23 protein-coding genes are annotated in these 26,092 nt (G+C 69.9%); 8 read left to right on the top strand and 15 right to left on the bottom strand.

Going from position 1 to position 26,092, the window contains the following annotated elements; all coding sequences use genetic code 11:
- Positions 1–2: 2 nt before the first annotated feature.
- The 5 genes from ACZ6DL_RS10485 to ACZ6DL_RS10465 form a co-directional block, all read right to left on the bottom strand.
- Complete coding sequence (locus ACZ6DL_RS10485; protein ID WP_396982963.1) at positions 3–1,163, bottom strand: acyl-CoA dehydrogenase family protein; 1,161 nt, start codon at positions 1,161–1,163, stop codon at positions 3–5.
- A gap of 70 nt (positions 1,164–1,233) precedes the next feature.
- The gene (locus ACZ6DL_RS10480; protein ID WP_466050254.1) at positions 1,234–3,261 is read right to left on the bottom strand and encodes an acetyl/propionyl/methylcrotonyl-CoA carboxylase subunit alpha; all 2,028 of its coding nucleotides are present in this window, start codon (positions 3,259–3,261) and stop codon (positions 1,234–1,236) included.
- Positions 3,262–3,269: 8 nt separating this feature from the next.
- Positions 3,270–4,868, bottom strand: a complete 1,599-nt coding sequence (locus ACZ6DL_RS10475) for an acyl-CoA carboxylase subunit beta (protein ID WP_466050253.1) — start codon at positions 4,866–4,868, stop codon at positions 3,270–3,272.
- Positions 4,865–6,016, bottom strand: coding sequence for an acyl-CoA dehydrogenase family protein (locus ACZ6DL_RS10470; RefSeq protein WP_466050252.1), 1,152 nt, complete (start codon positions 6,014–6,016; stop codon positions 4,865–4,867). The genes ACZ6DL_RS10475 and ACZ6DL_RS10470 overlap by 4 nt, the downstream gene beginning before the upstream one ends.
- Positions 6,013–7,728, bottom strand: a complete 1,716-nt coding sequence (locus ACZ6DL_RS10465; protein ID WP_466050251.1) for an acyclic terpene utilization AtuA family protein — start codon at positions 7,726–7,728, stop codon at positions 6,013–6,015. Before ACZ6DL_RS10465 ends, ACZ6DL_RS10470 begins: the two co-directional genes overlap by 4 nt.
- Before the next feature lie 186 nt (positions 7,729–7,914).
- Here ACZ6DL_RS10465 and ACZ6DL_RS10460 point away from each other — a divergent pair, with 186 nt between their 5' ends.
- Complete coding sequence (locus ACZ6DL_RS10460; RefSeq protein ID WP_466050250.1) at positions 7,915–8,073, top strand: hypothetical protein; 159 nt, start codon at positions 7,915–7,917, stop codon at positions 8,071–8,073.
- Here the strand turns inward: ACZ6DL_RS10460 and ACZ6DL_RS10455 are convergent.
- The 4 genes from ACZ6DL_RS10455 to ACZ6DL_RS10440 all read right to left on the bottom strand — a co-directional run bounded on the left by ACZ6DL_RS10455 (position 8,070) and on the right by ACZ6DL_RS10440 (position 12,594).
- Positions 8,070–8,990, bottom strand: coding sequence for an adenylate/guanylate cyclase domain-containing protein (locus ACZ6DL_RS10455; RefSeq protein ID WP_466050249.1), 921 nt, complete (start codon positions 8,988–8,990; stop codon positions 8,070–8,072). The genes ACZ6DL_RS10460 and ACZ6DL_RS10455 overlap by 4 nt on opposite strands.
- Before the next feature lie 359 nt (positions 8,991–9,349).
- Positions 9,350–10,111: an ABC transporter permease gene (locus tag ACZ6DL_RS10450; protein ID WP_466050248.1), complete on the bottom strand. Its 762-nt coding sequence runs from the start codon at positions 10,109–10,111 to the stop codon at positions 9,350–9,352.
- On the bottom strand, positions 10,111–11,115 hold the full coding sequence (locus ACZ6DL_RS10445) for an ABC transporter ATP-binding protein (RefSeq protein ID WP_466050247.1): 1,005 nt from the start codon (positions 11,113–11,115) through the stop codon (positions 10,111–10,113). The genes ACZ6DL_RS10450 and ACZ6DL_RS10445 overlap by 1 nt, the downstream gene beginning before the upstream one ends.
- 291 nt (positions 11,116–11,406) lie before the next feature.
- Positions 11,407–12,594, bottom strand: coding sequence for a helix-turn-helix domain-containing protein (locus ACZ6DL_RS10440; protein WP_466050246.1), 1,188 nt, complete (start codon positions 12,592–12,594; stop codon positions 11,407–11,409).
- Between the two features lie 141 nt (positions 12,595–12,735).
- Between ACZ6DL_RS10440 and ACZ6DL_RS10435 the strand changes: the two genes are divergently transcribed.
- Complete coding sequence (locus ACZ6DL_RS10435) at positions 12,736–12,900, top strand: hypothetical protein (RefSeq protein WP_466050245.1); 165 nt, start codon at positions 12,736–12,738, stop codon at positions 12,898–12,900.
- A gap of 414 nt (positions 12,901–13,314) precedes the next feature.
- Here the strand turns inward: ACZ6DL_RS10435 and ACZ6DL_RS10430 are convergent, their stop codons facing one another.
- Positions 13,315–14,031, bottom strand: coding sequence for a MerR family transcriptional regulator (locus ACZ6DL_RS10430; RefSeq protein WP_466050244.1), 717 nt, complete (start codon positions 14,029–14,031; stop codon positions 13,315–13,317).
- 63 nt (positions 14,032–14,094) lie between these two features.
- Here ACZ6DL_RS10430 and ACZ6DL_RS10425 point away from each other — a divergent pair, with 63 nt between their 5' ends.
- Complete coding sequence (locus ACZ6DL_RS10425) at positions 14,095–14,565, top strand: DUF6194 family protein (RefSeq protein WP_466050243.1); 471 nt, start codon at positions 14,095–14,097, stop codon at positions 14,563–14,565.
- Between the two features lie 149 nt (positions 14,566–14,714).
- Positions 14,715–15,701, top strand: a complete 987-nt coding sequence (locus ACZ6DL_RS10420; RefSeq protein ID WP_466050242.1) for an aldo/keto reductase — start codon at positions 14,715–14,717, stop codon at positions 15,699–15,701.
- A 236-nt stretch (positions 15,702–15,937) separates the two neighbouring features.
- On the opposite strand, the gene thiG is transcribed toward ACZ6DL_RS10420, so the two are convergent.
- From thiG to thiO, 3 genes are read right to left on the bottom strand one after another with little or no spacing between them, the layout of a single operon-like run.
- Complete coding sequence (thiG, locus tag ACZ6DL_RS10415; protein ID WP_466050241.1) at positions 15,938–16,723, bottom strand: thiazole synthase; 786 nt, start codon at positions 16,721–16,723, stop codon at positions 15,938–15,940.
- A complete protein-coding gene (gene thiS, locus ACZ6DL_RS10410) occupies positions 16,716–16,934 on the bottom strand; it encodes a sulfur carrier protein ThiS (RefSeq protein ID WP_040870696.1) in 219 nt (72 codons plus the stop codon). Before thiS ends, thiG begins: the two co-directional genes overlap by 8 nt.
- The gene (gene thiO / locus ACZ6DL_RS10405) at positions 16,931–18,004 is read right to left on the bottom strand and encodes a glycine oxidase ThiO (protein ID WP_466050240.1); all 1,074 of its coding nucleotides are present in this window, start codon (positions 18,002–18,004) and stop codon (positions 16,931–16,933) included. Before thiO ends, thiS begins: the two co-directional genes overlap by 4 nt.
- A 58-nt stretch (positions 18,005–18,062) precedes the next feature.
- Between thiO and thiE the strand changes: the two genes are divergently transcribed.
- Positions 18,063–18,761, top strand: a complete 699-nt coding sequence (gene thiE, locus ACZ6DL_RS10400) for a thiamine phosphate synthase (RefSeq protein WP_466050239.1) — start codon at positions 18,063–18,065, stop codon at positions 18,759–18,761.
- Positions 18,762–18,770: 9 nt separating this feature from the next.
- On the opposite strand, the gene ACZ6DL_RS10395 is transcribed toward thiE, so the two are convergent.
- Positions 18,771–19,454 carry an NUDIX hydrolase gene (locus ACZ6DL_RS10395; RefSeq protein WP_466050238.1) on the bottom strand — a complete coding sequence of 228 codons (684 nt, stop codon included), beginning with the start codon at positions 19,452–19,454 and terminating at the stop codon, positions 18,771–18,773.
- Between the two features lie 184 nt (positions 19,455–19,638).
- Here ACZ6DL_RS10395 and ACZ6DL_RS10390 point away from each other — a divergent pair, with 184 nt between their 5' ends.
- Genes ACZ6DL_RS10390 through ACZ6DL_RS10380 form a run of 3 tightly spaced genes read left to right on the top strand, consistent with a single transcriptional unit; the run spans position 19,639 to position 24,879 of the window.
- Entirely contained in the window at positions 19,639–21,018 is a 1,380-nt protein-coding gene (locus ACZ6DL_RS10390) for a hypothetical protein (RefSeq protein WP_393232425.1), read from the top strand.
- Positions 21,015–21,998, top strand: a complete 984-nt coding sequence (locus ACZ6DL_RS10385; RefSeq protein WP_466050237.1) for a glutamate ABC transporter substrate-binding protein — start codon at positions 21,015–21,017, stop codon at positions 21,996–21,998. Before ACZ6DL_RS10390 ends, ACZ6DL_RS10385 begins: the two co-directional genes overlap by 4 nt.
- A 7-nt stretch (positions 21,999–22,005) precedes the next feature.
- Complete coding sequence (locus ACZ6DL_RS10380) at positions 22,006–24,879, top strand: serine/threonine-protein kinase (RefSeq protein ID WP_466050236.1); 2,874 nt, start codon at positions 22,006–22,008, stop codon at positions 24,877–24,879.
- Here the strand turns inward: ACZ6DL_RS10380 and ACZ6DL_RS10375 are convergent.
- Positions 24,876–26,087, bottom strand: coding sequence for an acetate kinase (locus ACZ6DL_RS10375; protein ID WP_466050235.1), 1,212 nt, complete (start codon positions 26,085–26,087; stop codon positions 24,876–24,878). The genes ACZ6DL_RS10380 and ACZ6DL_RS10375 overlap by 4 nt on opposite strands.
- Positions 26,088–26,092 lie beyond the last annotated feature (5 nt).

The raw sequence follows: 26,092 nt of genomic DNA, 5'->3' as shown, positions 1-26,092 counted from the left end.
TCTCAGTACGACTTCGGCAGGCCCAGCGAGTACTGGGCGACGAAGTTCAGGACCATTTCCCGGCTGACCGGCGCGATGCGGCCGATGCGCGCGGCGGCGAGCATCGCGGCCAGCCCGACGTCCCTGGTCAGGCCGGAGCCGCCGTGGGTCTGGATGGCCTGGTCGAGCGCCTTGATGCTGGCCTCCGCCGCCGCGTATTTCGCCATGTTGGCGGCCTCGGCGGCGCCCATCTCGTCGCCCGTGTCGTACAGGGTCGCGGCCTTCTGCATCATCAGCTTCGCCAGCTCCAGTTCGACCTTCACCTGGGCGAGCGGATGCGAGATGCCCTGGTGCGCACCGATCGGCGTCTTCCACACCGTGCGCTCCTTGGCGTATTCCACGGCGCGATCGATGGCGTAGCGGGCCAGGCCGATCGCCATGGCCGCGCCCATGATGCGCTCCGGGTTGAGGCCCGCGAACAGCTGCATCAACGCCGCGTCCTCCTTGCCGACCAGCGCGGAGGAGGGCAGCCGGACGTCGTCGAGGAACAGGCTGTACTGGTGGTCGGGCTCGATGATGTCCATCTCCTGCGCCGTCTTGGTGAAGCCTTCGGCGTCGGTCGGCACGATGAACAGGGCGGGCTTGAGCTTGCCGGTCTTGTGGTCTTCGGTGCGGGACACGATCAGCACGGCCTCGGCCTGGTCGACGCCGGAGATGAAGATCTTGCGGCCGTTGAGGATCCAGTCGTCGCCGTCGCGGCGCGCGGTGGTGGTGATCTGATGGGAGTTGGAGCCGGCGTCCGGCTCGGTGATGCCGAAGACCATCTTGCCGGAGCCGTCGGCGAGCTTGGGCAGCCACTCCTGCTTCTGCTCGTCGGTGCCGTACTTGGTGATGATGGTGCCGCAGATGGCCGGGGAGACCACCATGAGCAGCAGGCCCGCTCCCTGCGCGGACAGCTCCTCCATCACCAGCGACAGCTCGTACATGCCCGCGCCGCCGCCACCGTACTCCTCGGGCAGGTTCACTCCGAGGAAGCCGAGTTTGCCCGCCTCCTGCCACAATTCGTCCAGCGGCTCGTTCTTGCGCGCCTTGGGCAGCACGTAGTCGCGGTAGTTGTACTTCGCGGCCAGCGCGGCGACGGCGGCCCGCAGCGCCTTCTGCTCGTCGGTTTCGATGAAGCTCATCAGTTCTCCTGTATCTTGCGGGTGCTCCCGCACCCCGTCGGCTCGATGAGCGCTGCGCGATTGTGGCTCATCAGTTCTCCTGGGTTTCCACGGGTTCGACGACCGCGAGCACGGCGCCGACGTCGACCTGCTGGCCGACGGTGACGTTCACGGCGCTGAGCACGCCCGCGGCGGGCGCGGCGATGGTGTGCTCCATCTTCATCGCCTCCAGCCACAGAATCGGCTGACCTTGTTCGACCTGGCTGCCGACCTCGGCGCCGAGCCGGATCACGCTGCCCGGCATGGGCGCCAGCAGCGAGCCGGTGGCCACCTGGTCGGCGGGGTCGCTGAAGCGCGGCACCCGGCGCAGCGCCACCGGGCCGAGCGGCGAGTCGACATAGACCTGGTCGCCGTAGCGGGCGACCTCGAATCGCCTGCGCACCGGGCCGCGTTCGCCCGGAACCGACAGCACGACACGATCGGGAGCCGACTCGACGAGTTCCAGACCGTCGTGACCGTCCACGGTGACGCCGGTCCGGCCGAAGCGGTATCCCACCTCGTGCGTCCCGGTCGCGCGGCTCTCGTACGACTTGCGCTGCGACTGCGACGGCAGGTTCCGCCACCCGCTGGGCAGCCCGCCGCCCACCCGCGCGCGGCCACGGTTGGCGGCGGCCTCGGCGAGTGCCGCCGCCACGACGGACAGCGCCTCGTCGGACGCCGACACCAGCGGCGCGGCGAGGACGTCCAGCCCGTGCGTGGCGAAGAACGCGGTGTCGGTGTCACCGGCCAGGAAGGCCGGATGACGCAGCACGCGCACCAGCAGGTCGCGGTTGGTGACCAGGCCGTGGATCTTGGCGCGGTGCAGGGCCGCGGCCAGCAAGCGGGCCGCTTCGCCGCGCGTCTCGGCGTAGGAGATGACCTTGGCCAGCATCGGGTCGTAGTGCACGCCGACCACCGAACCGTCCACGACGCCCGTGTCCAGGCGCACGCCCGGCCGGTCCAGCAGATCGAATTCGGTGCGCACCGAGGGTATGTCGATCCGGTGCACGGTTCCGCTCTGCGGCTGCCAGTCCTGCGCCGGGTCCTCGGCGTAGAGCCGCACCTCGATCGAGTGTCCGCGCATCGCGGGCGGTTCGGCGGGCAGCGCGCCGCCCGCGGCGACGTCCAGTTGCAGCCGGACCAGGTCCAGGCCGGTGGTGCACTCGGTGACCGGATGCTCCACTTGCAGGCGGGTGTTCATCTCGAGGAAGAAGAATTCGCCCTGCTCGTCGGCGAGGAACTCCACGGTGCCCGCGCCGGTGTAGCCGATCGCGCCCGCCGCGAGGCGCGCCGCCTCGAACAGCCGCTCCCGCATGCCTTCGGTGCGTTCCACCAGCGGCGACGGCGCCTCCTCGATCACCTTCTGGTGGCGACGCTGGATGGAGCACTCGCGCTCGCCCACCGCCCAGATGGCGCCGTGCGTGTCGGCCATCACCTGGACCTCGATGTGCCTGCCGGTCTCCAGGTAGCGCTCGCAGAAGACCGTCGGATCGCCGAAGGCGGATTCCGCCTCGCGACGTGCGGCCTCGATCTGCGAGGTCAGATCGGCCAGCTCGCGCACCACCCGCATACCGCGCCCGCCGCCGCCCGCGGACGCCTTGATCAGCACCGGGAGGTGGGACTCGGTGACCTCGGCCGGGTCCAGCTCGGCCAGCACCGGCACTCCGGCGGCGTCCATCATCTTCTTCGAGGCGACCTTCGAGCCCATCTGCTCGATCGCCTCGACCGGCGGGCCGATCCAGACCAGCCCGGCGTCGAGCACGGCCTTGGCGAAATCGGCGTTCTCGGAGAGGAACCCGTAGCCGGGGTGGATGGCGTCGGCGCCCGCGGCCAGCGCGGCCTCGATGATCAGTTCACCGCGCAGATAGGTTTCGGCGGGCGTGTTGCCGGGCAGCCGCACCGCGGCGTCCGCCTCGGTGACGTGCGGCGCGGCGGCATCCGCGTCGGAGTACACCGCGACGCTGCCAAGACCCATCCGGCGGCAGGTGGCGAAGACCCGGCGGGCGATCTCGCCACGGTTGGCGACGAGAACGTTCATGATCTGCCCACCCGTATTCGAATCGCCGTGCGATGCAGTCATATCCGGCCTCACATTCGGAAGACGCCGAAGCCGTCGGCGCCTTTGATCGGGGCATTGTGAATGGCCGACAGGGACATTCCCAACACGGTGCGGGTGTCGCGCGGGTCGATGACGCCGTCGTCGTAGAGCCGCCCTGACATGAACATCGCCAGCGATTCGGCCTCGATCTGCGCCTCCACCATGGCGCGCATCCCGGCGTCGGCCTCCTCGTCGAACGGCAGGCCCTTGGCCTCGGCGGCGGCCCGGCCGACGATCGAGATGACGCCCGCCAGCTGCGCGCCGCCCATCACGGCGGATTTCGCGCTGGGCCAGGCGAAGACGAAACGCGGGTCGTAGGCACGGCCGCACATGCCGTAGTGGCCCGCCCCGTAGGACGAACCCATCAGCACCGAGATGTGCGGCACCTTCGAATTGGAGACCGCGTTGATCATCATCGCGCCGTGCTTGATGATGCCCTTCTGCTCGTACTCCTTGCCCACCATGTAACCGGTGGTGTTGTGCAGGAACAGCAGTGGCGTGTTCGTCTTGTTGGCCAGCTGGATGAACTGGGTGGCCTTCTGTGATTCCTCGGAGAACAGCACGCCGCGCGCGTTGGCCAGGATGCCCACCGGATAGCCGTGCAGTTCGGCCCATCCGGTGACCAGGCTGCTGCCGTAGAGCGGCTTGAACTCGTCGAAGTCCGAACCGTCCACGATGCGGGCGATCACCTCGCGCGGGTCGAACGGGATCTTCAGGTCCGACGGCACGATGCCGAGCAGATCCTCCGGGTCGTGCAGCGGCTCGATCACCTCGGCGCGCGGAGCCGGGCCCTGCTTGCGCCAGTTCAGCCGCTTGACGATGGAGCGTCCGATGCGGATCGCGTCCTGCTCGTCCAGCGCGTAATAATCCGCGAGACCGGAGACCCGCGCGTGCATGTCGGCGCCGCCGAGGGATTCGTCGTCGGACTCCTCACCGGTGGCCATCTTGACCAGCGGCGGGCCGCCGAGGAACACCTTGGAGCGCTCCTTGATCATCACCACGTGATCGGACATGCCGGGAATGTAGGCGCCGCCCGCGGTGGAGTTGCCGAACACCAACGCGATGGTCGGGATGCCCGCCGCCGACGCCTGGGTGAGGTCGCGGAACATCCGGCCGCCGGGGACGAACACCTCCTTCTGCGTGGGCAGGTCGGCGCCGCCGGATTCCACCAGCGAGATCACCGGCAGCCGGTTCTCCCGCACGATGTCGTTGATGCGCAACGTCTTGCGCAGCGTCCACGGGTTGGAGGTGCCGCCGCGCACGGTCGGGTCGGGCGCGACGATCATGCACTCGACGCCCTCCACGATGCCGATCCCGGCGATGGTGCTGGCGCCGACGTGGAATTCACTGCCCCAGCCCGCCAGCGGGCACAGTTCCAGGAACGGCGAGTCCTCGTCGACGAGCAGTTCGATGCGCTCACGCGCGGTGAGCTTGCCGCGCTTGCGGTGCCGGGCCAGCTTGTCCGGTCCGCCGCCCGCGATGGCCTTGGCGAACTCGGCCTCCACCTCCGCGAGCTTGGCCGTCATCGCGTCGGCGGCGGCTTCGTACTCGGGCGCCGCGGTGTCCAGGGTGCTGCGCAGAATGGTCATGACTGATACCCCAATCGCTTCGCCGCCAGTCCGGTGAGGATTTCGGTCGTGCCGCCGCCGATGCCGAGGATGCGCATATCCCGGTACTGGCGTTCGATCTCCGATTCGCGCATGTAGCCGAGACCGCCGAACAACTGGACGGCCTGGTTGGCCACCCACTCGCCCGCCTCGACGGCGGTGTTCTTCGCGAAGCACACCTCGGCGATCAGGTCGGTCTCGCCTTCGGCGCTGCGCTGCACCACATCACGGGTGTAGACGCGGGCGACGTCGATGCGCCGAGCCATCTCGGTGACCGTGTTCTGCACCGCCTGCCTGCTGATCAGCGGACGCCCGAAGGTCTCCCGGTTGCGTACCCACTCCAGGGTCAGGTCCAGGCACCGCTGCGCGCTGGAGTACGCCTGCACCGCGAGGCCGACGCGCTCGCTGACGAACGCGCCCGCGATCTGGAAGAAGCCGGAGTTCTCCGGGCCGACCAGGTTCTCCACCGGCACCCGGACGTCGACGTAGGACAACTCGGCGGTGTCGGAGGCCAGCCAGCCCATCTTGTCCAGCTTGCGGCTGACCGTGAAGCCCGGCGTGTTCTTGTCGACGATGAGCAACGAGATGCCGCCCGAGCCCGGCCCCCCGGTGCGCACCGCGGTGACCACGAAGTCGGCGCGGACGCCGGAGGTGATGTAGGTCTTGGCGCCGTTGACGATGTAGTGATCGCCGTCGCGACGCGCGGTGGTGGTGAGGTGTCCGACATCCGATCCGCCGCCGGGTTCGGTGATCGCGAGCGAACCGATCTTCTCGCCCGCCAGCGTCGGCCGCACCCACCGCTCGATCTGCTCGGCGTTGCCCGAGGCGATGATGTGCGGAACGGAGATGCCGCAGGTGAACAGCGACGCGAACAGTCCGCCGGACGCCCCGGCCTGATGCATCTCCTCGCAGACGATCATCGCGTCCACGCCGTCGCCGCCGGAACCGCCCGCGGATTCCGGGAACTGCACGCCGAGCAGGCCGAGCGCGCCCGCCTTCTTGTGCAGCTCGCGCGGGATCTCCCCGGCGCGCTCCCAGCCGTCCAGGTAGGGCAGGATCTCGCGTTCCACGAAGCCACGGACCGTGGCTCGCAATTCGCGTCGTTCCGGCGTTTCCCAGAGTTTCGTCATGACAGCAGCTCCACTGGAATGTCGAGGTGACGAGACCGCAGCCATTCGCCGAGTCCCTTGGCCTGCGGGTCGAAGCGGGCCTGATAGGCCACGCCCTGACCGAGCAGGCCTTCGATGATGAAGTTCAGCGCCCGCAGATTGGGCAGCACATGCCGGGTGACCGTCAGCGAAGCGGTCTCCGGCAGAAGTTCTTTGACGCGCGCCACGGTGAGGGTGTGCACCAGCCAGCGCCATTGTTCGTCGGTGCGGACCCACACGCCGATATTCGCGTCACCGCCTTTGTCGCCGCTGCGGGCCAGCGCGATCGTCCCCAGCGCCGCGCGGCGGGTCTCCCCGGCGGGCAGCGCTTCCGGGGCGGGCGGCTCGGCGAGCGCGGCGAGTTCGGCCGTTTCGGCGGACGGCGGCACGCCGACGCGGGTGCCGTCGGGCAGCACCGCTGTGTGCGGGACCTCCGCGGCGTCGACGAACCCGGGCGTGAACACGCCGTAGGGCGATCCATTGCCGGGCAGGGTCGTGAAGCTGCATCCGGGATAGCTGGCCAGCGCCAGTTCCACCGCGACGTTGGAGAAGGCGCGCCCGACCTTGTTCGGGTCCGGGTCGCGGACCACGCAGCGCAGCAGCGCGCTGGCCTGCTCCTCGGTCTGCGCGTCCGGCCGGTCCAGGCGGGCCAGCGTCCAGGTCAGCTCGGCGGGCCTGGTCGGCAGCCAGGATTCCAGCTGTCGTTGCGCGAGTTCGGCTTTCGCCTCGATGTCCAGCCCGGTGAGCACGAACTCCATCTCGTTGCGGAAGCCGCCGAGCGTGTTCAGCGAGACCTTGAGCCGGGGCGGCGGGGCCTCGCCGGTGACGCCGCTGATCCGCACCCGGTCCGGGCCGTCCTGGTCGAGCCGGATGGTGTCCAGGCGGGAGGTCACGTCGGGTCCGGCGTAGCGGGGGCCCTGGATCTCGTACATCAACTGGGCCTCGACGGTGTCGACCGTGACCGCCCCGCCGGTGCCCGCGTGCTTGGTGATGACGCTGCTGCCGTCGGCGCGGATCTCCGCGATCGGGAAGCCCGGCCTGCCCAGATCGGCGAGTTCGGTGAAGAAGGCGTAGTTGCCGCCGGTGGCCTGGGTGCCGCACTCGATCACGTGCCCGGCCACCACCGCGCCGGCCAGCCGGTCGTAATCCGTTCGGCCCCAGCCGAAGTGCGCGGCGGCCGGACCGACGATCACCGACGCGTCGGTGACCCGGCCGGTGACCACGATGTCCGCGCCCGCGTTCAGGCATTCGACGATGCCCCAGGCGCCGAGGTAGGCGTTGGCGGTCAGCGGCGCGCCGAAACCGAGGTCACCGGCGCGGGCGAGGAGGTCGTCACCCTCCACATGCGCGATCTTCGCGTCCAGCCCGAGGTCGGCGGCCACCTTGCGCAGCTTCGCCGCCAAGCCGGCCGGGTTCAGGCCGCCCGCGTTGGTCACGATGCGCACGTTGCGTTCCAGCGCGAGCCCGAGGCATTCCTCGATCTGCTTGACGAAGGTCTTGGCGTAGCCGAGGTCCGGGTCCTTCATGCGGTCCCGGCCGAGGATCAGCATGGTCAGCTCGGCGAGATAGTCGCCGGTGAGCACGTCGATCGGGCCACCGTCCAGCATCTCGCGCATGGCGCCGAGCCGATCACCGTAGAAGCCGGAACAGTTTCCGATCCGGAGCACGTCCGGGTCGGCGGCCAGCATACTCATCAGCGGGAATGCCTCCTGTACGGCGAACCGTCAGGATGGGCCGCATGCCGCACCCGTGAAGTCCGCGTTCCGCGACCAGCATCACACCCGGGCCAGAAAAAAGCAAGCATGCGTGCTTGTTAATTGCACCCTGAACGATCCCCACCCGCACAGCGGTGGTCGAGCGGGCCGGAGCAAGATGGGCACGTGTCCAGCGACGTCACCGTGATCGTTCTGTTCGCCCTGGCGGGGTTCCTGCTCGGCGGCGCCTACACCACCTGGAAGACGGCCCGGCCGCTGTCGATCGCGCTGGCCGTCTGCGCCGTTCTCGCGGCGGGCGGCGCGCTGACCTGGTGGCTCGGTTAGCCCTTGGACAGCCGGAAGATCCGCAGGTCATCGGGGACGCCGCTGAGGGGAGCCGCGAACAGGCCGCGGCGATACTGCTTGACCGTCAAACCCAGCTCCGCCAGCGTCTCCGGCCGCAACCCCAGCAGCGTGGCCTCCGACAGCATGGTGTTGCCGTTTCCACCGGCCTCCATCACCCGGGCCGCGATCGTGACGTCCACCCCGAGCCAGTCACCCCCGATCTCGCGCGGGGAACCGGTGTGCAAACCGATCCGCATGTTGGGGGTGTAGCCGCGCACCTGCACGTCGGCCAGGTTGCGCTTGGCGGTCACCGCGGCGCGTATCGCCCGGTCCGCCGAGGGGAACACCGCCATCACGCCGTCGCCCATGCGCTTGACCACCTGACCGCCGCGTTCGGCGATCGGCGGCTCGATGGCCTTGGCCACCTTGCGCAACAGTTCGAGGGTGGCCTCGTCACCGGCCGACAGCGACCAGCGCGAGAAGGCCACCAGGTCGGTGAACATGACAGTTATTTCCTGGCTACCTCTACCCCGTCCCATCCGTTCCAGCGCGGCCTGCCAGACCTGCAAGGCCCCGAAACCGATTTCGCGCGCCGCGCTCGGGGCGTCGCCGACCAGCTTGTCCGCCGCGCGCGCGACCGCCCGCGCGCCACCGGGCCCGGAAACCGACAGCGGATCGCCGAATGCCGGGTCCCCCGGCAGCTGCTGGCGCGCCCTGCGCAGCGCGCCGATCAGATCAGCCCGCTGATTCGCGGCGTTCACCAGGGCGGACAGCTGCCCGCGACGGAATCTGCCGGAACGGCGGGAAGGATCGATCCCATCGGACGGCTCCAACGGAATGACCACCTCGGGCGGTACGCCTCCATCGGCCTCCGGCCCCGGCCCCGACTCGGGGCCGCCGGAAGGTGTTTCATTCACGCCCCGAGAGTATCTCAGCCGATCTGACGTCGGCAGGTTACCGATCATCGCCATCTCTCACCTCCGCGACGAACACAGCGAGCACGTCGACGGGCTCCGCGTTGGATAACGAGCTGGTTGCTGAACCGAGGCTACTCGGCCGAGAAGGGGTCTCGGAAGCGGCATGGACATAGTTTCCGCGATGTTCACACGCACGATCGGCCCGGCGCGAGCATTCGCGCCGGGCCGATCGACGCACCGTCCGCCGGGCAGTGGCGGGCGGTGGACGGAGCGCCGGACCTCCCGACAAGGTCGGCGCCCCGCCGACCCGAGTGGCGAGGGATGGCGACTCGGGTGGTCGAGCGGCCTCGCCGCATGCGTCACGCGTCGCGCTGGTTCACCACGACCAAGGCCGCGCCGAAGACGATCGCGACGAAGACGGTGAAGTACAGCAGGCTGCCCCACGGCCCCCAGTGCCAGTTCGCCGTGGACGCGGAGGCGCTGAAGAAGCGGTTCGCGTTCGCGAACGGCAGGAACGGGGTCACGTTGCGGCCGAAGCTGCCGAACGCTCCGAGCAGCCCCTCGATGAGCAGCGGCCACAGCACGATCAGCGAGATCGCGGCGGCGGACTGCCGCACCAGCACGCCGACGCCGATGGCGAGCAGGACGCACAGGAACACGTAGATCGGGATGCCGTAGACCTCGCGCCAGTCCTCCGGGCTGGACAGCGTGAGGGCCGCGCCCGCGTCCGGTCCGCTCAGCGCCTTGGCCACCAGGTAGGCGAGGAACACCAGGACGAGGGTCAGTACCGCGCCGTAGCCGCCGACCAACCCGGCCTTGGTCGCGACGACCTTGGCCCGGTGCGGCGTCGCCTGGAACGTCGTCCGGATGAGGCCGAAGCGATATTCGCTGGTCACGGTCAAGGTCGCCATGATCATCAGGACCATCACGCCGAAGCCGCTGATCCCGGCCACCGCGGTGGAGACGGTCAGGTCGATCGCGCCCTCCTTGCCGTAGGACGCGCGCGCCACCGAGGCGAGCAGCGCGGCCATCCCGAGCGCGAGGACGACGACGATCGCCGAACACCACCAGGGCGACCTGGTGGAGGTGAGCTTGATTCGTTCCGCTGCCAGCACGCCCATCAGAGCGCACCTCCCATCGCTGTGTAGGAGCCGCCGTCCGCGGTTACGCGAGCCGCCGCGTCCGGGCCCGACGCTCCCGTCGGGTCGAAGCCTTCGCCGTGGTACTGCACGGCGCCACCGGTCATCCGCATGAACGCCTCTTCCAGCGACGCGCGCTGCGGGGCCAGCTCGAACAGCGTGATGTTGTGCTCGCCGGCCAGCTTGCCGACCGCGTCACTGGCCACGCCCGCCACCATGAGCGCGGGGCCGTCGGCGCCCGCGCCGTCCTCGCGGACGGTCATCCCGTTCGAGGTGAGCACGCTGCGCAGCTGGTCGAGCTGCGGGCTGCGCACCCGCACCGACTGCTCGGAGGCGCGTTCGATGAACTCCTGCGTGGTCGAGTCCGAGATGAGCTTGCCGCGCCCGATGACCACCAGGTGCTCGGCGGTCTGCGCCATCTCCGACAGCAGGTGGCTGGAGACCAGTACCGTGCGGCCCTCGGCGGCCAGCCGCTGCATGAACCGGCGGATCCACAGGATGCCCTCCGGGTCCAGGCCGTTCACCGGCTCGTCGAACAGCAGCACCTCGGGGTCGCCCAGCAGCGCCCCGGCCAGGCCGAGGCGCTGCGACATGCCCAGCGAGAAACCGCCCGCCGTCTTGCCCGCCACCTCCGAAAGGCCGACCAGCCGCAGCACCTCCTCCACTCGGGACTTGGCGATGTCGTTGGACGCGGCCATCCACTCCAGATGGGCGCGCGCCGACCGGTTCGGGTGCACCCACTTGGCATCCAACAGCGCGCCGACGGTGCGCAGCGGATGGTCCAGTTCGTGGTACGGCTTGCCCTTGATCAGCGCGGTGCCCGCGGTGGGCTTGTCCAACCCGAGGATCATCCGCATGGTGGTCGACTTGCCCGCACCGTTGGGCCCCAGGAATCCCGTCACTTGGCCGGGTCGAACGGTGAAGGACAGATCCTGCACCGCTACGGTCTGCCCGTAGTGCTTGGTCAGGCCTCTCAGTTCGATCATGCGCCCAGCATTCCGCAAATCGCGGCCGCGCGCGTCGGTAAATAGTGCCGAGTTGGATCATCCTCGAGGATGAGGGAGAGGTGTGCGGGTGGGTGCAAGCCCGTACGGGCAGGTCCAGTGAGCTGGAGTTTCCCACTCTGGCGCACTCTCTCGGATTCCCCCGTACGAACGGAATTGTGACAAGTTGGGACACGCTCACCAGAACAGAGAAGGTCAACCAGACGAATCGGTTGCGGGCCTTCGTGGTGTTGAGCGGTCCACGTCCGGTGTCGGTCGTAGGCGTCGATCAAGTCAGATCTTGATGTTGGCCCACTTGGCGAACCGGGCGAGTTGGTCGGTGCCGCGCCGTGCGTTGGCGAGCACCCGCACTGTCTCGTGCACCTGGGGGTGGTTGCGCGTCAGCTCCGGCGCGATCCGTCGCGCCTGGTCCAGACCGGCGAGCGCGCGGTCCTTGTCCCCATGGAGCAGCCAGGCGCGGGACACGTCGATCCAGTGATGCCCGGCGCGCGACGGCGCCACCGACGTGGGCAGGCGGATCTGCTCGGCGCGAGCCACGGCCGTGGTTCCATCGGATAGTTCAACGGGTACGGCAACGGAGTGGATGTCGACGTTCGACGGTCGGAACCCGGTTCCATAGTTGCGGTACTTGTCCGCACCGATCGCCGCGGCGATACCGCGAGCCTCCTGTATGTGCGAGTCCGCGGCGTCGCTATCGAGTGCTCGAGCCGAGAGGATGGCCCCGCGCAGGTGCAGTGCGCCGCGCACCGCGAGCAGATCAGGCGTCGTAGCCAGTTGCTCGCTGGCGGTGTGGGCGCGTTCAATCGTCCGCAATCCTCCGACATAGGCACCGGAGGACAGCAAGACCAGGGCACGGTTGTACTCGGCAGCGATCGGCCAAATCGGGTCGCCGCTGCGTTCGGCCGCCCACCCGCAGCGTTCCGCGGCGAGCCCTGCCAGGTCGAGGTAGCCGTATTGGTAGGCGAACAGCATGGCCTTGCTGTAGGCGTAGGCGAGGGTGGAGTGGATTGCTTCCCGATGGCGGCTGGAGTGCTCGTCGTCGGCGAGCATGTGCAGGCCCCGGATGGCGTCGGGAAGGTCGGCGGTCAGCTCCGAGTAGTGAGCCCGGCGCATCCCCTCCCGTACGCGGTCGACAGCGTCGGTCAGTTCCTCGAATGTGGTTGGCCCGGCGAGGGGTTCGTCGTTGAACGCGAGGATGGCGCGCCGAAGTTCGGGAATCGCGGCGTGCGCCGCGGTGTCGGTGCGGTCCTGGATGTAGGGCTGTCCGGTCAGATCGGCGACATTCAGCCCCAGTACGCGAGCGACGGCAGCGATGAACGCGGGCGAGGCCGGGCGGTCACCCTGTTCGACCTTGCGTAGCAGGGACAGCGACACGTTTGCCTTGTGCGCAAGCTGAGTTTGTGTGAGCCGCGCCAGCTTGCGCGCCCTGGCGGTCCGTCCTCCGACCCCCATCTCATCCATGCTTCAACGCTGCCACATGTTGTGGCGATTCGCAGCGGTCCCCGCAGAACACACTTTCTGTAGCACCCAGCGCCGGGTCGAGCCCCGAACTCCTCGGCGCCGGGTGCCACCAACCACACCACAATGCAAGGGGGTTCCGGAGTGACCGAACTCGCTGTCACCTTGATCGTCATGGCCGCTGTAGGCGGCTTGCTGATCCTGCTGTTCTGGGTGCTGCCGTGGCTACTCGAGTTTGGTGACGATCCGGACGAGCGCGTGCCGTTCCGTGAGGTCATGGACCGAATCGACCGCGAGCAGCAGCGATGACGCCGCGGCGCAGCTGGATCCAGGACTATTGCGAGGACAGCAACTGGCCCGTCGATGAGAAGCACGCGCAGGGCCTGCTGAAGCTTCATGCCACATGCACCCCGGCGTGCCCGCGCAAGCTGTCCGCTGAGCGGTGGCTCCGTGAGTGCGGCACGAGCAGCGAACCGGACAGCACAGCCGGCGACGGGTAACTCAGTCCTTCCGCTTACGTCGTGACGACCCGACGCACCGAAGCCTCAGCGGCCCAGCAGTTCGGCGACTTGCAGGAGCGGCGCGACGTAATCGGGGATCATGCTCGGATCGCGCAGCACGCTCGATACCGGGGGATCCAGGTTTCGTATCCTGGGCGATCGGCCTTCCGAGAGGTTCGAGCGATCGTTGCGATGCGCCCTCGCGTGAACCCGGCGGCCGAGATCAGGAGGCCGCGAGCGCGATGACGGCGGTGAGCGCGGCGGCCGCGTCGAGGAGGGCGTGGGAGCGAGCCGTGATGCTCGCGTCCCTGGCCGCGAGCGCGGCTTCGACGTCCGCGGATCGGTGGCCGCGCGGCAGGTCGGGCATCAAGGTGCGAAGGGTGTCGACGCGGTATCCGGCGCTGCGAAGCTGGTGGACGATCCGGGCGTCGCGAACCTGAGCGGGTGAGTACCGCCGCGTCCGGTGTGTGGCGGCACGGTCGGGGACCACGAGTCCCTCGGCGTCCCAATGCCGCAGTGTCGAGGGGCGTACGCCCAGCGCGGCGGCGAGTTCGGCGACGCTCATCGAATCCGATGGCCGGACGTCATCGATCGGCTCGGCCGAGATCGCCGCTGCCGCCCGCTTCGCCAGCGCGAGGTCCGTTCGCTCACGGTGCAGCCGCGCATGCGCCGCGTCGACAAGCGCGAGCCCCTCGGAGATCGGGCGGTCGTGCGCGGTGCGGATGATCCGCTTGGCCTCGACGGGACCGACGCCCGCCGCCAGCGCGCGGTATGCCAGCGCGGATCGCACGTGTACCTCCCCGTACTCGCGATAGCCCGCTGCCGTGCGCAGCGCAGGCGGCAGCACACCGTCTCGCTCGAGGTTGCGAATCTGCTGCACCGAGTACCCGGCACGCCGCGCCACATCGACCGTTCGCAATCGCGAGTTGAGAGTTTCCACGCTATTGCTCCTCGATATCCGGGCCGAAGTCGCGATAAGCACCTTAATGAAACGCTGGAGCACATGACCATCGACGAGATCATCGACTTCGTCTCCGCCCTCGAGGGAGTACTGGTTCTGCGTCCCGGCCCCAGCGACGGATCACCGGAGATCAGCTGGGGCGATACGTTCTTCTACTACGCACCGGACGGCGTCGTGCCGACGAAGACCCAGCCCTTCGCGACAATCGTCACGAAGAACTATCCCGGCGACGAGGGATCCCGCTTGGACCGCCCGAACACCTTCCGCGTCAACATCGCCGCAGGCAAAGAGGCCTTCATCCAGTGGACCGGCCATACCCCCCGCGAACCGTCCCCGCACGATCCGAGCACGACGGACACGATGATCCCCCACCCCGTCTACGGCTCCGCCGCTTGGCTCGCGGTCATCAACCCTGGCACGCAAACCGCCGAACCAACCCGCGAACTCCTGTGCACCGCATACGACCTCGCCCGCTCCCGCCGCAACCGACGCACCAGCCCAACCCCCGACTGACCACTCCCGCGAGTGGCACATGGTCGCGGCGAAGTGCGAGAAGGATCTTCACCGTGTGCCACTCGCGGGTTACGCCCGCGCGGTTGACATGGAGTGCGCTCCAACACCTAGCGTCGGAAGCGACCGATTCGAACCCAGGAGGTTGCAGCATGATCGACGTTTCCACTCGGCGGCTCGGCGAACTCGAAGTCTCCGCGCAGGGTCTGGGATGTATGGGCATGAGTCACGCTTACGGCGAAGCGGACGACGCGCAGTCGATCGCGACGCTGCACCACGCCCTCGACCTCGGCGTGACCTTGTTGGACACCGCCGACTTCTACGGCGCGGGGCACAACGAGGAATTGATCGGGCGGGCCATCGCGCAGCGCCGTGACGAGGTGGTGCTGGCCACGAAGTTCGGTTTCGCCAATCGCTTGGGCGAGCCCACCCACATCCGCGGCGACGCCCCCTATGTGCGGCAGGCGTGCGAGGCGTCGCTGCGCAGGCTCGGAGTCGACCACATCGACCTCTACTACCTGCACCGGGTCGACCAGCAGGTGCCGATCGAGGAGACCGTCGGAGCCATGGCCGAGCTGGTACAGGCGGGGAAGGTCCGCCACCTCGGGCTGTCGGAGGCCGGAGCGCAGACCATCCGGCGCGCGCACGCCGTGCATCCGATCGCCGCGTTGCAGAGTGAGTGGTCGCTGTGGACCCGCGATCTGGAAGCGGAGATCGCGCCGGTCTGCCGGGAACTGGGCATCGGCCTTGTCCCGTTCTCCCCGCTCGGGCGCGGTTTCCTGACCGGTCGCTACAACTCGGTCGAAGGTTTGGCGGAGACCGATGTGCGGCGCAGCCAGCCGCGTTTCGCCGAGGGCAACCTCGACCGGAACCTCGCGATCGTCGCGAAGCTGACCGAGCTGGCCGCGGCGAAGGGGGTCACGGCGGGCCAGCTCGCGCTGGCCTGGGTGCAGCACCGCGGCGAGGACGTCGTGCCGATCCCCGGCACCCGGCGGCAGCGCTATCTGGAGGAGAACCTCGCGGCCCTGGCCATCGAGCTGTCCCCCGAGGACCTCGCCGCCATCGAAGCCGCCGCGCCACCGGAGCAGATCGCGGGGACGCGCTACGACGCGACGAACCTCACCTTCGTCAACGGCTGAGCCGCGACAACACCGTGCGGGGGTGCGGCCTACCTCCGCACGTGTCCGAGGACCGGGGATGGCGACGCCCGCACCGGAACCGCTCGGGATGCGCCCGGCCGACCGGACGCATATCCACCGGCGCCACGTCCGCCACCGCAGCGGCCGTCAGCTGGGGGCGGGGCGCCCCCGTCCGGTCGAGGCGGACAACATCGCCGCGCACCCGAAGTCCGCAGCCCCGACACGAGCGAACCCGATCACAGCGCGGGCGACGACGCCTGTGCCCAGAACCGCTTCGGGATGCGCCCGGCCAGCCGGGCGGCATACCCGGCGCGGACGGCGTCCGCCATCGCCGCTGCCATCAGTTCGGGGCGCTTCGCCCTGGTCACGGCCGTGGCGAGCAGTACCGCCGAGCACCCGAGTTCCATGGCGAGGGCGGCGTCGCTTGCGGTGCCGATGCCCGCGTCCAGGATGACCGGGACCTCGGCGTCCGCGACGATCATCTCGATGTTGTGCGGGTTGCCGATGCCGAGGCCGGTGCCGATGGGCGCGCCGAGCGGCATCACGGCAGCGCAGCCTGCGTCCTGCAAGCGGCGGGCCAGCACCGGGTCGTCGTTGGTGTAGGGCAGCACGACGAACCCGTCGTCGACGAGTTGTTCGGCGGCGGTGAGCAGTTCGATCGGGTCGGGCAGCAGGGTGCGCTCGTCGGCGACCACCTCGAGCTTCACCCAGTCGGTGTCCAGCGCCTCGCGCGCCAGCTGCGCGGTGAGCACCGCTTCGGCCGCGGTGCGACAGCCCGCCGTGTTCGGCAGCGGCGCGATGTCCAGTCGTTTCAGCAGGTCGAGCACGCCCGTACCGCCCGCGGCATCGATGCGCCGCATGGCCACGGTGGTCAACTCGGTGCCGGAGGCGATCAGCGCCTCCTCGAGGACGGCGAGGTTCTCCGCGCCGCCGGTGCCCATGATCAGGCGGGAACCGAACTCGCGGCCCGCGATCCGCAGCGGGGCGTCGGCCCTCCCGGATTCCGCCGCGGCCTCAGCCACCTTGGACCGCCGTCAGCACCTCGATCTGCCAGCCGCGCCCGACCGGTTCGTCCCAGCGCGACTTGGGGAACACCGCGCCGTCCACCGCCAGCGCGACGCCCCGGCACGGCAGGTCGAGGCGCTCCAGCAGCTCGCGTACGGTCAGCGGCTCGGCGAACTCGTGCTCGTCGCCGTTCACCGTGACACCGATGGGGACGGATGACAGCGTCATCTGCTTCCTCCTACAGTCGTCGAAAAGCGTTGCGGGTCGGCAACTTCCGCTTCGGGCAGCACCGCCCCGCCGAGCAGGCCGGCCACCGCGTCCGCGGTGAGCGGCACGGTCAGCATGCCGTTGCGGCCGTGCCCGGTGGCCACCACGATCCGGTCGGTGAGCCGGCCGATCAGCGGCAGGTTGTCCGGGCTACCCGGCCGGGAACCGGCGCCTGCCTCGGCGAGTTCGTATTCGCCGATGCCGGGGAACACCGCCTCCGCGTCGGCGATCAGATCGCGAACGCCCGCTACGGTGACGGCGGTGTCGAAACCCGCTTCGTACTGCGTGGCGCCGACGACAATGCCCTCGGCGCGCGGCACCAGGTATACCGCCCGCCCGTGCACCCGGGCCCGGATCACCCGGCGCGGCGCGGGCGCGACGCCCGGCCGGTGCCGCAGGCGCAGGATCTCGCCCTTGACCGGGCGGACCGGCAATTCCGGCCACAACGCCGCCGACGCGGCTCCCGCGGCGAGCACGACTTGGTCGTGGGGAAGTTCCGTCAGCGAGTCTACGGACTCGGCGCGCACCACGACGCCCGCCGCCTCGGCCGCCCGCCGCAGTGCGGCGAGCAGCTTGCGGTTGTCGATCGCGGGTTCGGCGGGCGCGAGCAGCGCGGCGCGCACCGTTCGGGCCAGGCCGGGTTCCCGCTCGCGAACTCCGGCGCGGTCCAGCATCCGCAGCTCGTGCCCGCGGCTGCCGACCCAGTCGGCCACGGTGCGCAGGTCGGCCGCGTCGGCCGCGTCCAGCGCGACGGTCATGGTCTCGTCCGCCACGAAGACCGACACGCCGGTCGCGGCTTCGAGCCTGGCGGCGAAGCCGGGCCAGCGGGCCAGCGACGCCGCGCCGAATTCCAGCACCCGGTCCTCGCCGGGCCAGCCTTCCGACAGCGGTGCGAGCATTCCTCCGGCCACCCAGGAGGCCCCGGTCGCGACCGCCGGATCGAGCAGCGTGACCGACCAACCGGCCTCGGCGGCCCGCCAGGCCACGGCGAGCCCGATGGCGCCGCCACCGACGACGGCCAGAGTCCGCATCCCGATCCACCTGCCTCCTGTTTCGCATCCCCACGGTAGCGCGGCTACGGTCGAAGGCGTGCAACCCTCCCACCCGAATCGACCCGCCTCGCCGCGGGAGCGTCTGGCGAACGCGCGGCTGTACCTCTGCACCGACGCACGCCGGGAGAAGGGCGATCTGGCGAAGTTCGCCGAGGCCGCTTTCGCAGGCGGAGTCGACATCATCCAGCTCAGAGACAAGGGATCACCGGGCGAAGCGAAGTTCGGTCCGCTCGAGGCCAGGGCCGAACTCGGCGCGCTGGCCGAACTGAAAGCCGCCGCGCGCAGGCACGGCGGGCTGGTCGCGGTGAACGATCGCGCCGACATCGCCCTCGCCTCCAGCGCCGACGTGCTGCACCTCGGACAGGGCGACCTCCCGCCCTGGTACGCGCGCCGGATTCTCGGGCCCGAGGTGGTGATCGGACGATCCACGCACAATCGCGCGCAGGCCGGGCTCGCCGCGATCGACGAGCACATCGATTACTTCTGCACCGGACCGATCTGGGCGACCCCGACCAAACCGGGCAGGCAGGCGGCGGGCCCGGAACTGATCCGCTCCACCGCGGAAGCCCATCCCACCCGGCCCTGGTTCGCGATCGGCGGGATCAACGCCGAGAACCTCGCGCAAGTGCTGGAAGCCGGGGCGAAGCGGGTCGTGGTGGTGCGCGCGATCACCGAAGCGCGCGATCCGGAAGCCGCCGCGCGCGAGCTGAAAACGGCGCTGCTGGCGAACGCGTGAGCGGCGCGGTCAGGACAGCAGCTGCCCGCGGGTGAACGACAGGGCGGTGTCCACCGCCGTGTTCCCGCTCGGTGCGGGCTGCGCGCCCGGCTCGTCGACGATCCTGGCGTAATCGCCAGGCCCGGCCGGATCCGAATGCAGCCAGACGAAACCGAGGTCGGCGAGGTCGAGCGTGCGCGGCAGCGCGGCGGCGACGGCTCGGTCGCCCGCGATCTCGGCGAGCAGCACCCGCGCGGGCGCGGCGCGCAGGGTGGGCCAGGACGCCGCGAAGCCCGGATGCAGCGGGCGGGCGTCGACCTCGTCCTCGGGGACCCAGGCCAACTCGGTGCTTTCGCGATTACCGGTGGTCGGCAGCGTCATCACCGCGTCGGCGACGACCGTCGTGTAGGTCCAGCCGCTCAGGGCCGACGCCGTCACCCGCTCGCCGCGCACCCGGACGTCGGCGGGGTCGATGCCCGTCTCCTCCCAAGCCTCGCGGACCGCCGCGTGCACGGACGTCTCGTGGCTGTCGCGCGCCCCGCCGGGCAATGCCCAGGTGCCGCCTTGATGACTCCACGGAGCGCGGTGTTGCAGCAGCACGGCCGAACCGCCCTCGGCCAGCGGAGCGCGCAGGAGCAGGCCGGCGGCCCCGAAGCGACCCCAGTGCCGCAGCCCGTCCGGGCCCAGCGACCAACCGTCACCGTCACCACGCATCTCGTACCCATCCTCGTCCAGCTGCGGCAGCGCCCACCATCGTTTCCTCCCAACCGAGGGTGTTTCACACGCAACGGCTCCCGTACGACCACAATAAACTCCGCACCAACACGCACGGGTCGATCGGATCTTCGGTCCAACCGTCGAGAAATCCGCGTACGCGGCCCAAACTGGGGAGGTGGACATGGCTAGCTCCGAGCCGACGACGGCCGAACTCCGGCCATCGTCCGTGCCCGAGCCCGCCGGTCGGGACGATCCGGGCGGGCTGAGCGTCGCGGTGGTGCGCGAACGTCTCGACCTGGCCAACCTGCGCTCGTTCGCCAATTCCTCACCCGGACGGCTGATCGCGCTCGGGCTGCTGCTGATCGGGTTGTGCCTGGCCGCGGGTTCGATGACCGCCGCGACGGTCGGTGACCGGCAGCAGAGCCTGGACGTGCTGCTCTACGACACCGAACCGGACGCCGATTCCGCGCATCGGCTCTACACCTCGCTGTCGATCGCCGACGCCGCGGCGAGCACCGCCTTCATCGCGGGCGGGCTGGAGCCGCAGGCGGTGCGGGATCGCTACACGCAGGCACTGGGCGAAGCGGCCGCGGAATTGGTGACCCAATCCGACCGGGCGGGGCCGGGGGCGGCGATCGATCCGGATGCCAGGCTGCGCACCGGCATAGTCACCGGCCTGCCGGTGTACTCAGGTCTGGTGGAAACCGCACGGACGAACAATCGCAGCGGATATCCGGTCGGCGCCGCGTATTTGAGCGAGGCGTCCAACCAGATGCAGACGACGCTGCTACCGATGGCCGAGGAGCTGCACAACCATCGCTCGGCAGCGGTGACCGACGCGCAGCGCAACCATGTGCGCCCGCCGTGGGCCGCCATCGGCCTGCTGATCCTCACCCTCGGCGTGCTGGTCTGGGTACAGCGGGATCTGGCGCGACGCTGGCGGCGGGTGCTCAATCCCGGCCTGCTGCTCGCGTCGGTGGCCATGCTGATCCTGCTGGCGTGGACGGTGATCGCGGGTTCGGTGTCGGCGGCGTCGATGATCAGCGCCCGCGACGACGGCGCGGTACCTTCCTCGCGTCTGACCGAGAGCCGGATCCTGGCGCAGCAGGCGCGCGCCGCGGAGACGTTGAAGCTGGTGCGCCGGGACGCGACCGGCGACTACGACCGCACCTACGACGCGGACATCGAACGGCTGGCCGATCTGATCGGCAACTATCCCGGCTCCGCGCCCGCGGCGGGCGAGGTGCGCAACGCCGTTCCGGCGCTGGCGCGCTGGCGGGTGGCGCATCAGCGGATGAACGACGCCCTGGCCAAGGGCGATTTCAACAGCGCGGCCGTGGTGGCGACCGGTCCAGGCTCCGCCGACGCCACCGTGCAGGTGGAGGCGCTGGACCGTTCGCTCGAGCAAGGTATCGCCGCGACCAGGAACACGCTGCGCGACGAGATCTCCCAGGCCGCACGCGTCCTGGACTTCTTGGGCGCGGGAGCGATGGTGCTCGGCGTCCTGGCGGCAGGCTATGTCGGACTGGGCATATGGCCCCGGCTTCGGGAGTACCGATGAGATCCGCCCGCGGCATTCTGGTGGCCGCCGTCCTCGTGGCCGCGCTGACGGGCGGCTGTGCGAGCGATTCCAGCGCGCCGGTGTCGACCAAGACGCCGAAGTACACCGATTCCCCGTTTCCCGCCAGAGCCGTTCCGGTGCTGACCGATTCCCCGGTCCCGCCGCCGCCGGGCACACCGCGATGCGGAGACCCGACCGCCAGTCTGCGCCCGAGCGGCGCGGGGGCGGGCGCGCGCGGACCGACGATCGATGCGATCAGGGCGCGCGGCAGGCTGCTCGTCGGCCTGGACACCGGCAGCAATCTGTTCAGCTACCGTGACCCGATCTCCGGCGCCATCGTCGGTTTCGACGCCGACATCGCCAGGGAGGTGGCCCGCGACCTGCTCGGCAGCCCGGATCTGATCGAATTCCGCAGTCTCGGCTCCGCCGAGCGCGAGACCGCGTTGCAGAACCGCACCGTGGACCTGGTCGCCAAAACCATGACGATCAACTGTGAGCGGCGCGAGAAGGTCGCGTTCTCCACCGTCTACCTGCACGCCAACCAGCGGGTGCTCGCGGTGAAGAACTCCGGGATCCGGAGTCTGGCCGATCTGGCGGGCCGACGGGTGTGCATCGTCTCCGGCACCACGTCGCTGGAGCACATGCGCCGCGACCAACCGGCCGCGACCATCCTCACCGTACCGAGCTGGGCCGATTGCCTGGTCGTCCTGCAACAGCGCCAGGTGGACGCGGTGAGCACCGACGACGCCGTCCTCGCGGGCCTGGCCGCGCAGGACCCGTACACCGAGCTGGTCGGCGGCAGTATCAGCGAAGAGCCGTACGGCATCGGCATCACCAAAGGCAACGACGATCTGGTGCGATTCGTCAACGGCACCCTGGAACGCGTCCGTAACGACGGCACGTGGGTCGGGCTGTACCAGAAATATCTCACCGTCCTCGGTCCCGTTCCCGCCCCGCCCGCCCCTACCTATCAGGATTGACCGGCCGATGAGCACACGGCCCGCCCCCGAGCCCGACCCGGACGAAACCGCCCCGGGGCGGCCCGGCCCGGCCGAGGTGTTCGAGGACGGGTGCACCGGAGCGGCCGGGCGTCATCCGGGCGCGGCGGCGAAACCGCCGCGCGGAGACCACGCGGGGACACGACACCTGGACGCTCACTCGCCGGCAACCGGTAAGCGGGTGGGCTCGATCGATCCGGAATCGCCTGTGGCCGCTGTCTCGCCGGGCACGGTCGCCTGGCACCGCGCCGAAGACGCGGACCCGCCAGCTGCGGCGCAGGATCCATCGGTCGCTCGAGAAACCGCACGAGCCGCCTCTGGCGAGGACCCGGGCAGCACCGGTGAAGACCAGTCCGCCGCACCGACACGGACCGCGGGCGCCGGGCAACAAGTGTCGCCCGCGAAATCGGCGCAGCCAGCGGCGGAGCAAGACTCCGACTCGACCCGCATGCAGGTCAACCGTCCGGACACGCCGTCGGGCACGACGGAACAGACAGCGGCCGAACAAGACTCCGACTCGACCCGGATACAGGTCGACCATCCGGACACGCCGTCGGGCACTGTCGCGTGGATGCGCGACTCCGGACCGGAGAAGCCCCCGGCGTTCGCGCCGGAGGAGATCCCCGGCACGGAAAAGGCGGGCGACCAGCCGTTGACCGCGGCGGCGGGACCCGGCGAAACGCGCCGCACCGCATCCGAACCCACGTCGTCGCCGCTGCGCACCTCCGGACGCAGCGTGCGCAGCGCGCGCACCCGTCCGGCGGTGCGGCGGCTCGGCGCGGGACTGGTGCCGATCCCGACAGTGACGCCCGCCGATCCCCGCGACGCCGTCCTCACCGACGCGGTGGTCTCCGAGGGCAGGCGATTCTGCTGGCGCTGCGGCAAACCGGTCGGCCGGGCGACGGCGACCCGGCCCGCGACCACGGCGGGCATGTGCGCGACCTGCGAGGCGCCCTTCGACTTCCGCCCCACGCTGCACGCGGGCGACATGGTGGCGGGGCAGTACGAGGTGCAGGGCTGCATCGCCCACGGCGGACTCGGCTGGATCTACCTGGCGATCGACCGCAATGTCAGCGATCGCTGGGTCGTGCTGAAGGGCCTGCTGCACAGCGGTGACGGCGAGGCGCAGGCGGTGGCCATGGCCGAACGCCAATTCCTGGCCGAGGTGGCGCACCCGAGCATCGTCAAGATCTACAACTTCGTCGAGCACACCGGCCCCGACGGCACACCGGTCGGCTACATCGTCATGGAGTACGTGGGCGGCCGGTCGCTGCGCGACATCCTCGACTCCTACGAACGCCCGAAGCGCATGCCGGTCGCCGAGGCGATCGCCTATCTGCTGGAGATCCTGCCCGCGCTCGAGTACCTGCACTCGACCGGCCTGACCTACAACGATCTGAAGCCCGACAACGTCATGGTCACCGAGGACCAGGTCAAACTGATCGACCTCGGCGCCGTCGCCACCATCGAGGCATACGGAAACCTCTATGGCACCCGGGGTTTCCAGGCGCCGGAGGTCGCGCGAACCGGCCCGACCGTCGCCTCCGACATCTACACCGTGGGGCGCACGCTGGCCGTGCTGACCCTGCGCATGCCTTCGGAGCACGGACGCTACCTCGACGGGCTCCCCGATCCCGCCGACGAGCCGGTGCTGGCGCGCTACGAGTTCTTCCATCGACTGCTGCTGTGTGCCACCGACCCGGACCCGCGGCGGCGCTTCCCCTCCGCCCGTGTGATGTCCGCGCAGCTGTCCGGCGTGCTGCGGGAGATCCTCGCGCTCGAGACCGACACCGAGCACCCGCAGTTGTCCACCGTCTTCGCGCCGCCGCGGACCAGTTTCGGCACCGAGGAGCTGATCAGCCAGACCGACGCCTACACCGACGGCCGTCCGCGCAGCAGCATGCTCGACGCCCGCGACGTGGTGGCCGGGTTGCCGATCCCGCTGCTCGATCCGGCCGATCCGTCCGCATCCCTGCTCTCGGCCGCGGTGCATCCCGAGCCGGACCACGCGCTGGAGGCGCTGCGCACCGTCCGCGAACGAGCCGAGGCCGATCCCGGCAACGCCCCGGAGACGCTCGATCTGGAACTCACCCTGGCCGAGGCGCGTGTGCGGCTCGATCTGCGGGAGTCGGCCACCGTCGTGGACCTGCTCGCGCGGTTGCCCGAGCGGGAGTGGCGGGTGCGCTGGTATCGCGGTATGGCCGAGTTGCTCGATGGGGAGTACGAGCGCGCCTTCTCGAATTTCGACGAGGTCCTCCGTGTGGTCCCCGGCGAGCTGGCTCCTCAGCTCGCCCTCGCCGCCACGGCCGAACTCATCCTCCAGCATTGGGATTCGCCGGATCCCGAGCAATGGCGCGCGTACGCCGAGAAGGCGTACGAGACCGTGTGGCGCACCGACCGCACCGTGGTGAGCGCTGCCTTCGGGCTGGCCAGGCAGCTGGCCGCGGACGGCAGGGTGGACGAGGCCGTGCGGGCGCTGGACGCCGTGCCCGCCGCGTCGCGGCATTTCACCACCGCGCGGATGACCGCCGTGCTGTTCCTGCTCACGGCCGCGGCGGTGGCCGATCTCGACGAGGCGACCCTGCACATCTCGGCGTCCCGGGTGCTGAGCCTGCCCACGGGTGAGAGCCGGGCGGTGCAGATGCGGGTGCTGGTGCTCGGTGCGGCCTTGGCCTGGTTGCAAGCGGGCAACACGCCGAAACGTCCCGATGCCACACTGTTCGGCGCGCCGTTCACCGAACGCGAACTGCGTACCGGCACCGAGGCGGGGCTGCGCTCGCTGGCCCGCGGAGCGCCCGATCGCAAGCATCGCTACGCGCTCGTCGACCTGGCGAACGCTATTCGCGCGAAGACCTGGATCTAGTCGCGCCGCTCGACCAGTTGCCGTGCGGCGCGGGCGATGGCCAGCTCCTCGTTGGTCGGCACCACGAGCACCGCGACCGGCGCGCCGGACGGGGAGATGAGTCGCGCGGCACGGCTTTCCGCGGTGTTGGCGACCGGATCGACTTCGATGCCGAACCGGCTGAGCCCGGCCAGGGCGTCGGCGCGCACCTGCGGACTGTTCTCCCCGACTCCGGCGGTGAAGGTGATCGCGTCGACCCCGCCGAGTTCGATCAGATACGCCCCGAGGTAACGCTGCAGCCGATGGATGTACACGTCGTAGGCCAGCCGCGCGGCCTCGTCCCCGCTCGCGATGAGGCGCCGCAGTTCGCGGAAATCGTTCACGCCGGACAGGCCCTTGATGCCGGAATCCCGGTTGAGCAGGGCGTCGATCTGGTCGATGTCCAGGTGTGCCGACCGCGCCAGATGCGCGACGATGCCGGGATCGAGGTCGCCGGACCTGGTACCCATCACCAGCCCTTCCAGCGGGGTGAGGCCCATGCTGGTGTCGACCGGCCGACCGCCCCGGATGGCCGACGCCGACGCGCCGTTGCCGAGATGGAAGACGATCTGGTTCAGCTCGGCGGGTTCGCGGCCGAGCAGCTCGGCCGCGCGGCCGGACACGTATTCGTGCGAGGTGCCGTGGAAGCCGTACTTCCGGATGCCGTGCGCGGCGGCCACCTTGGCGTCGATGGCGTAGGTCTTGGCGGCGGCGGGCAAGCCGTGGAAGAACGCCGTGTCGAACACGGCGACCTGCGGCACTCCCGGCAACAGCGCCCGCGCGCTCTCGATCCCGGCGACGTTGGCCGGATTGTGCAGCGGCGCCAGCGCGGCGAGTTCGGAGATCGAGGCCACCACGTCGTCGTCGATCAGGGTGGGCCGGTAGAACACCTCGCCGCCGTGCACCACCCGGTGTCCGACCGCCCGCACGCCCTCGCGTACCAGATCATGGCCCGTCGCGGCGAAGGTGTCGAAGACCAGCCGCAACCCGGCGGCGTGGTCGGCGATCGGCTCGCGGCGCTCGGTGGTCTCGCCGTCGGCGCGATGCTCGAGCCCGCCCTCGTCCTCACCGATCCGCTCGACCATGCCGGAGGCCGCGACCACACCCGAATCGGGATCCAGCAGTTGATATTTGATGGACGAGGAGCCGGAGTTGATCACCAGCACCATGTTCTCGGCCGTCTCGCTCATCGAAC

Source organism: Nocardia sp. NPDC041819 (genome assembly GCF_055590505.1).
This window is presented reverse-complemented; position numbering and strand designations above follow the sequence as displayed.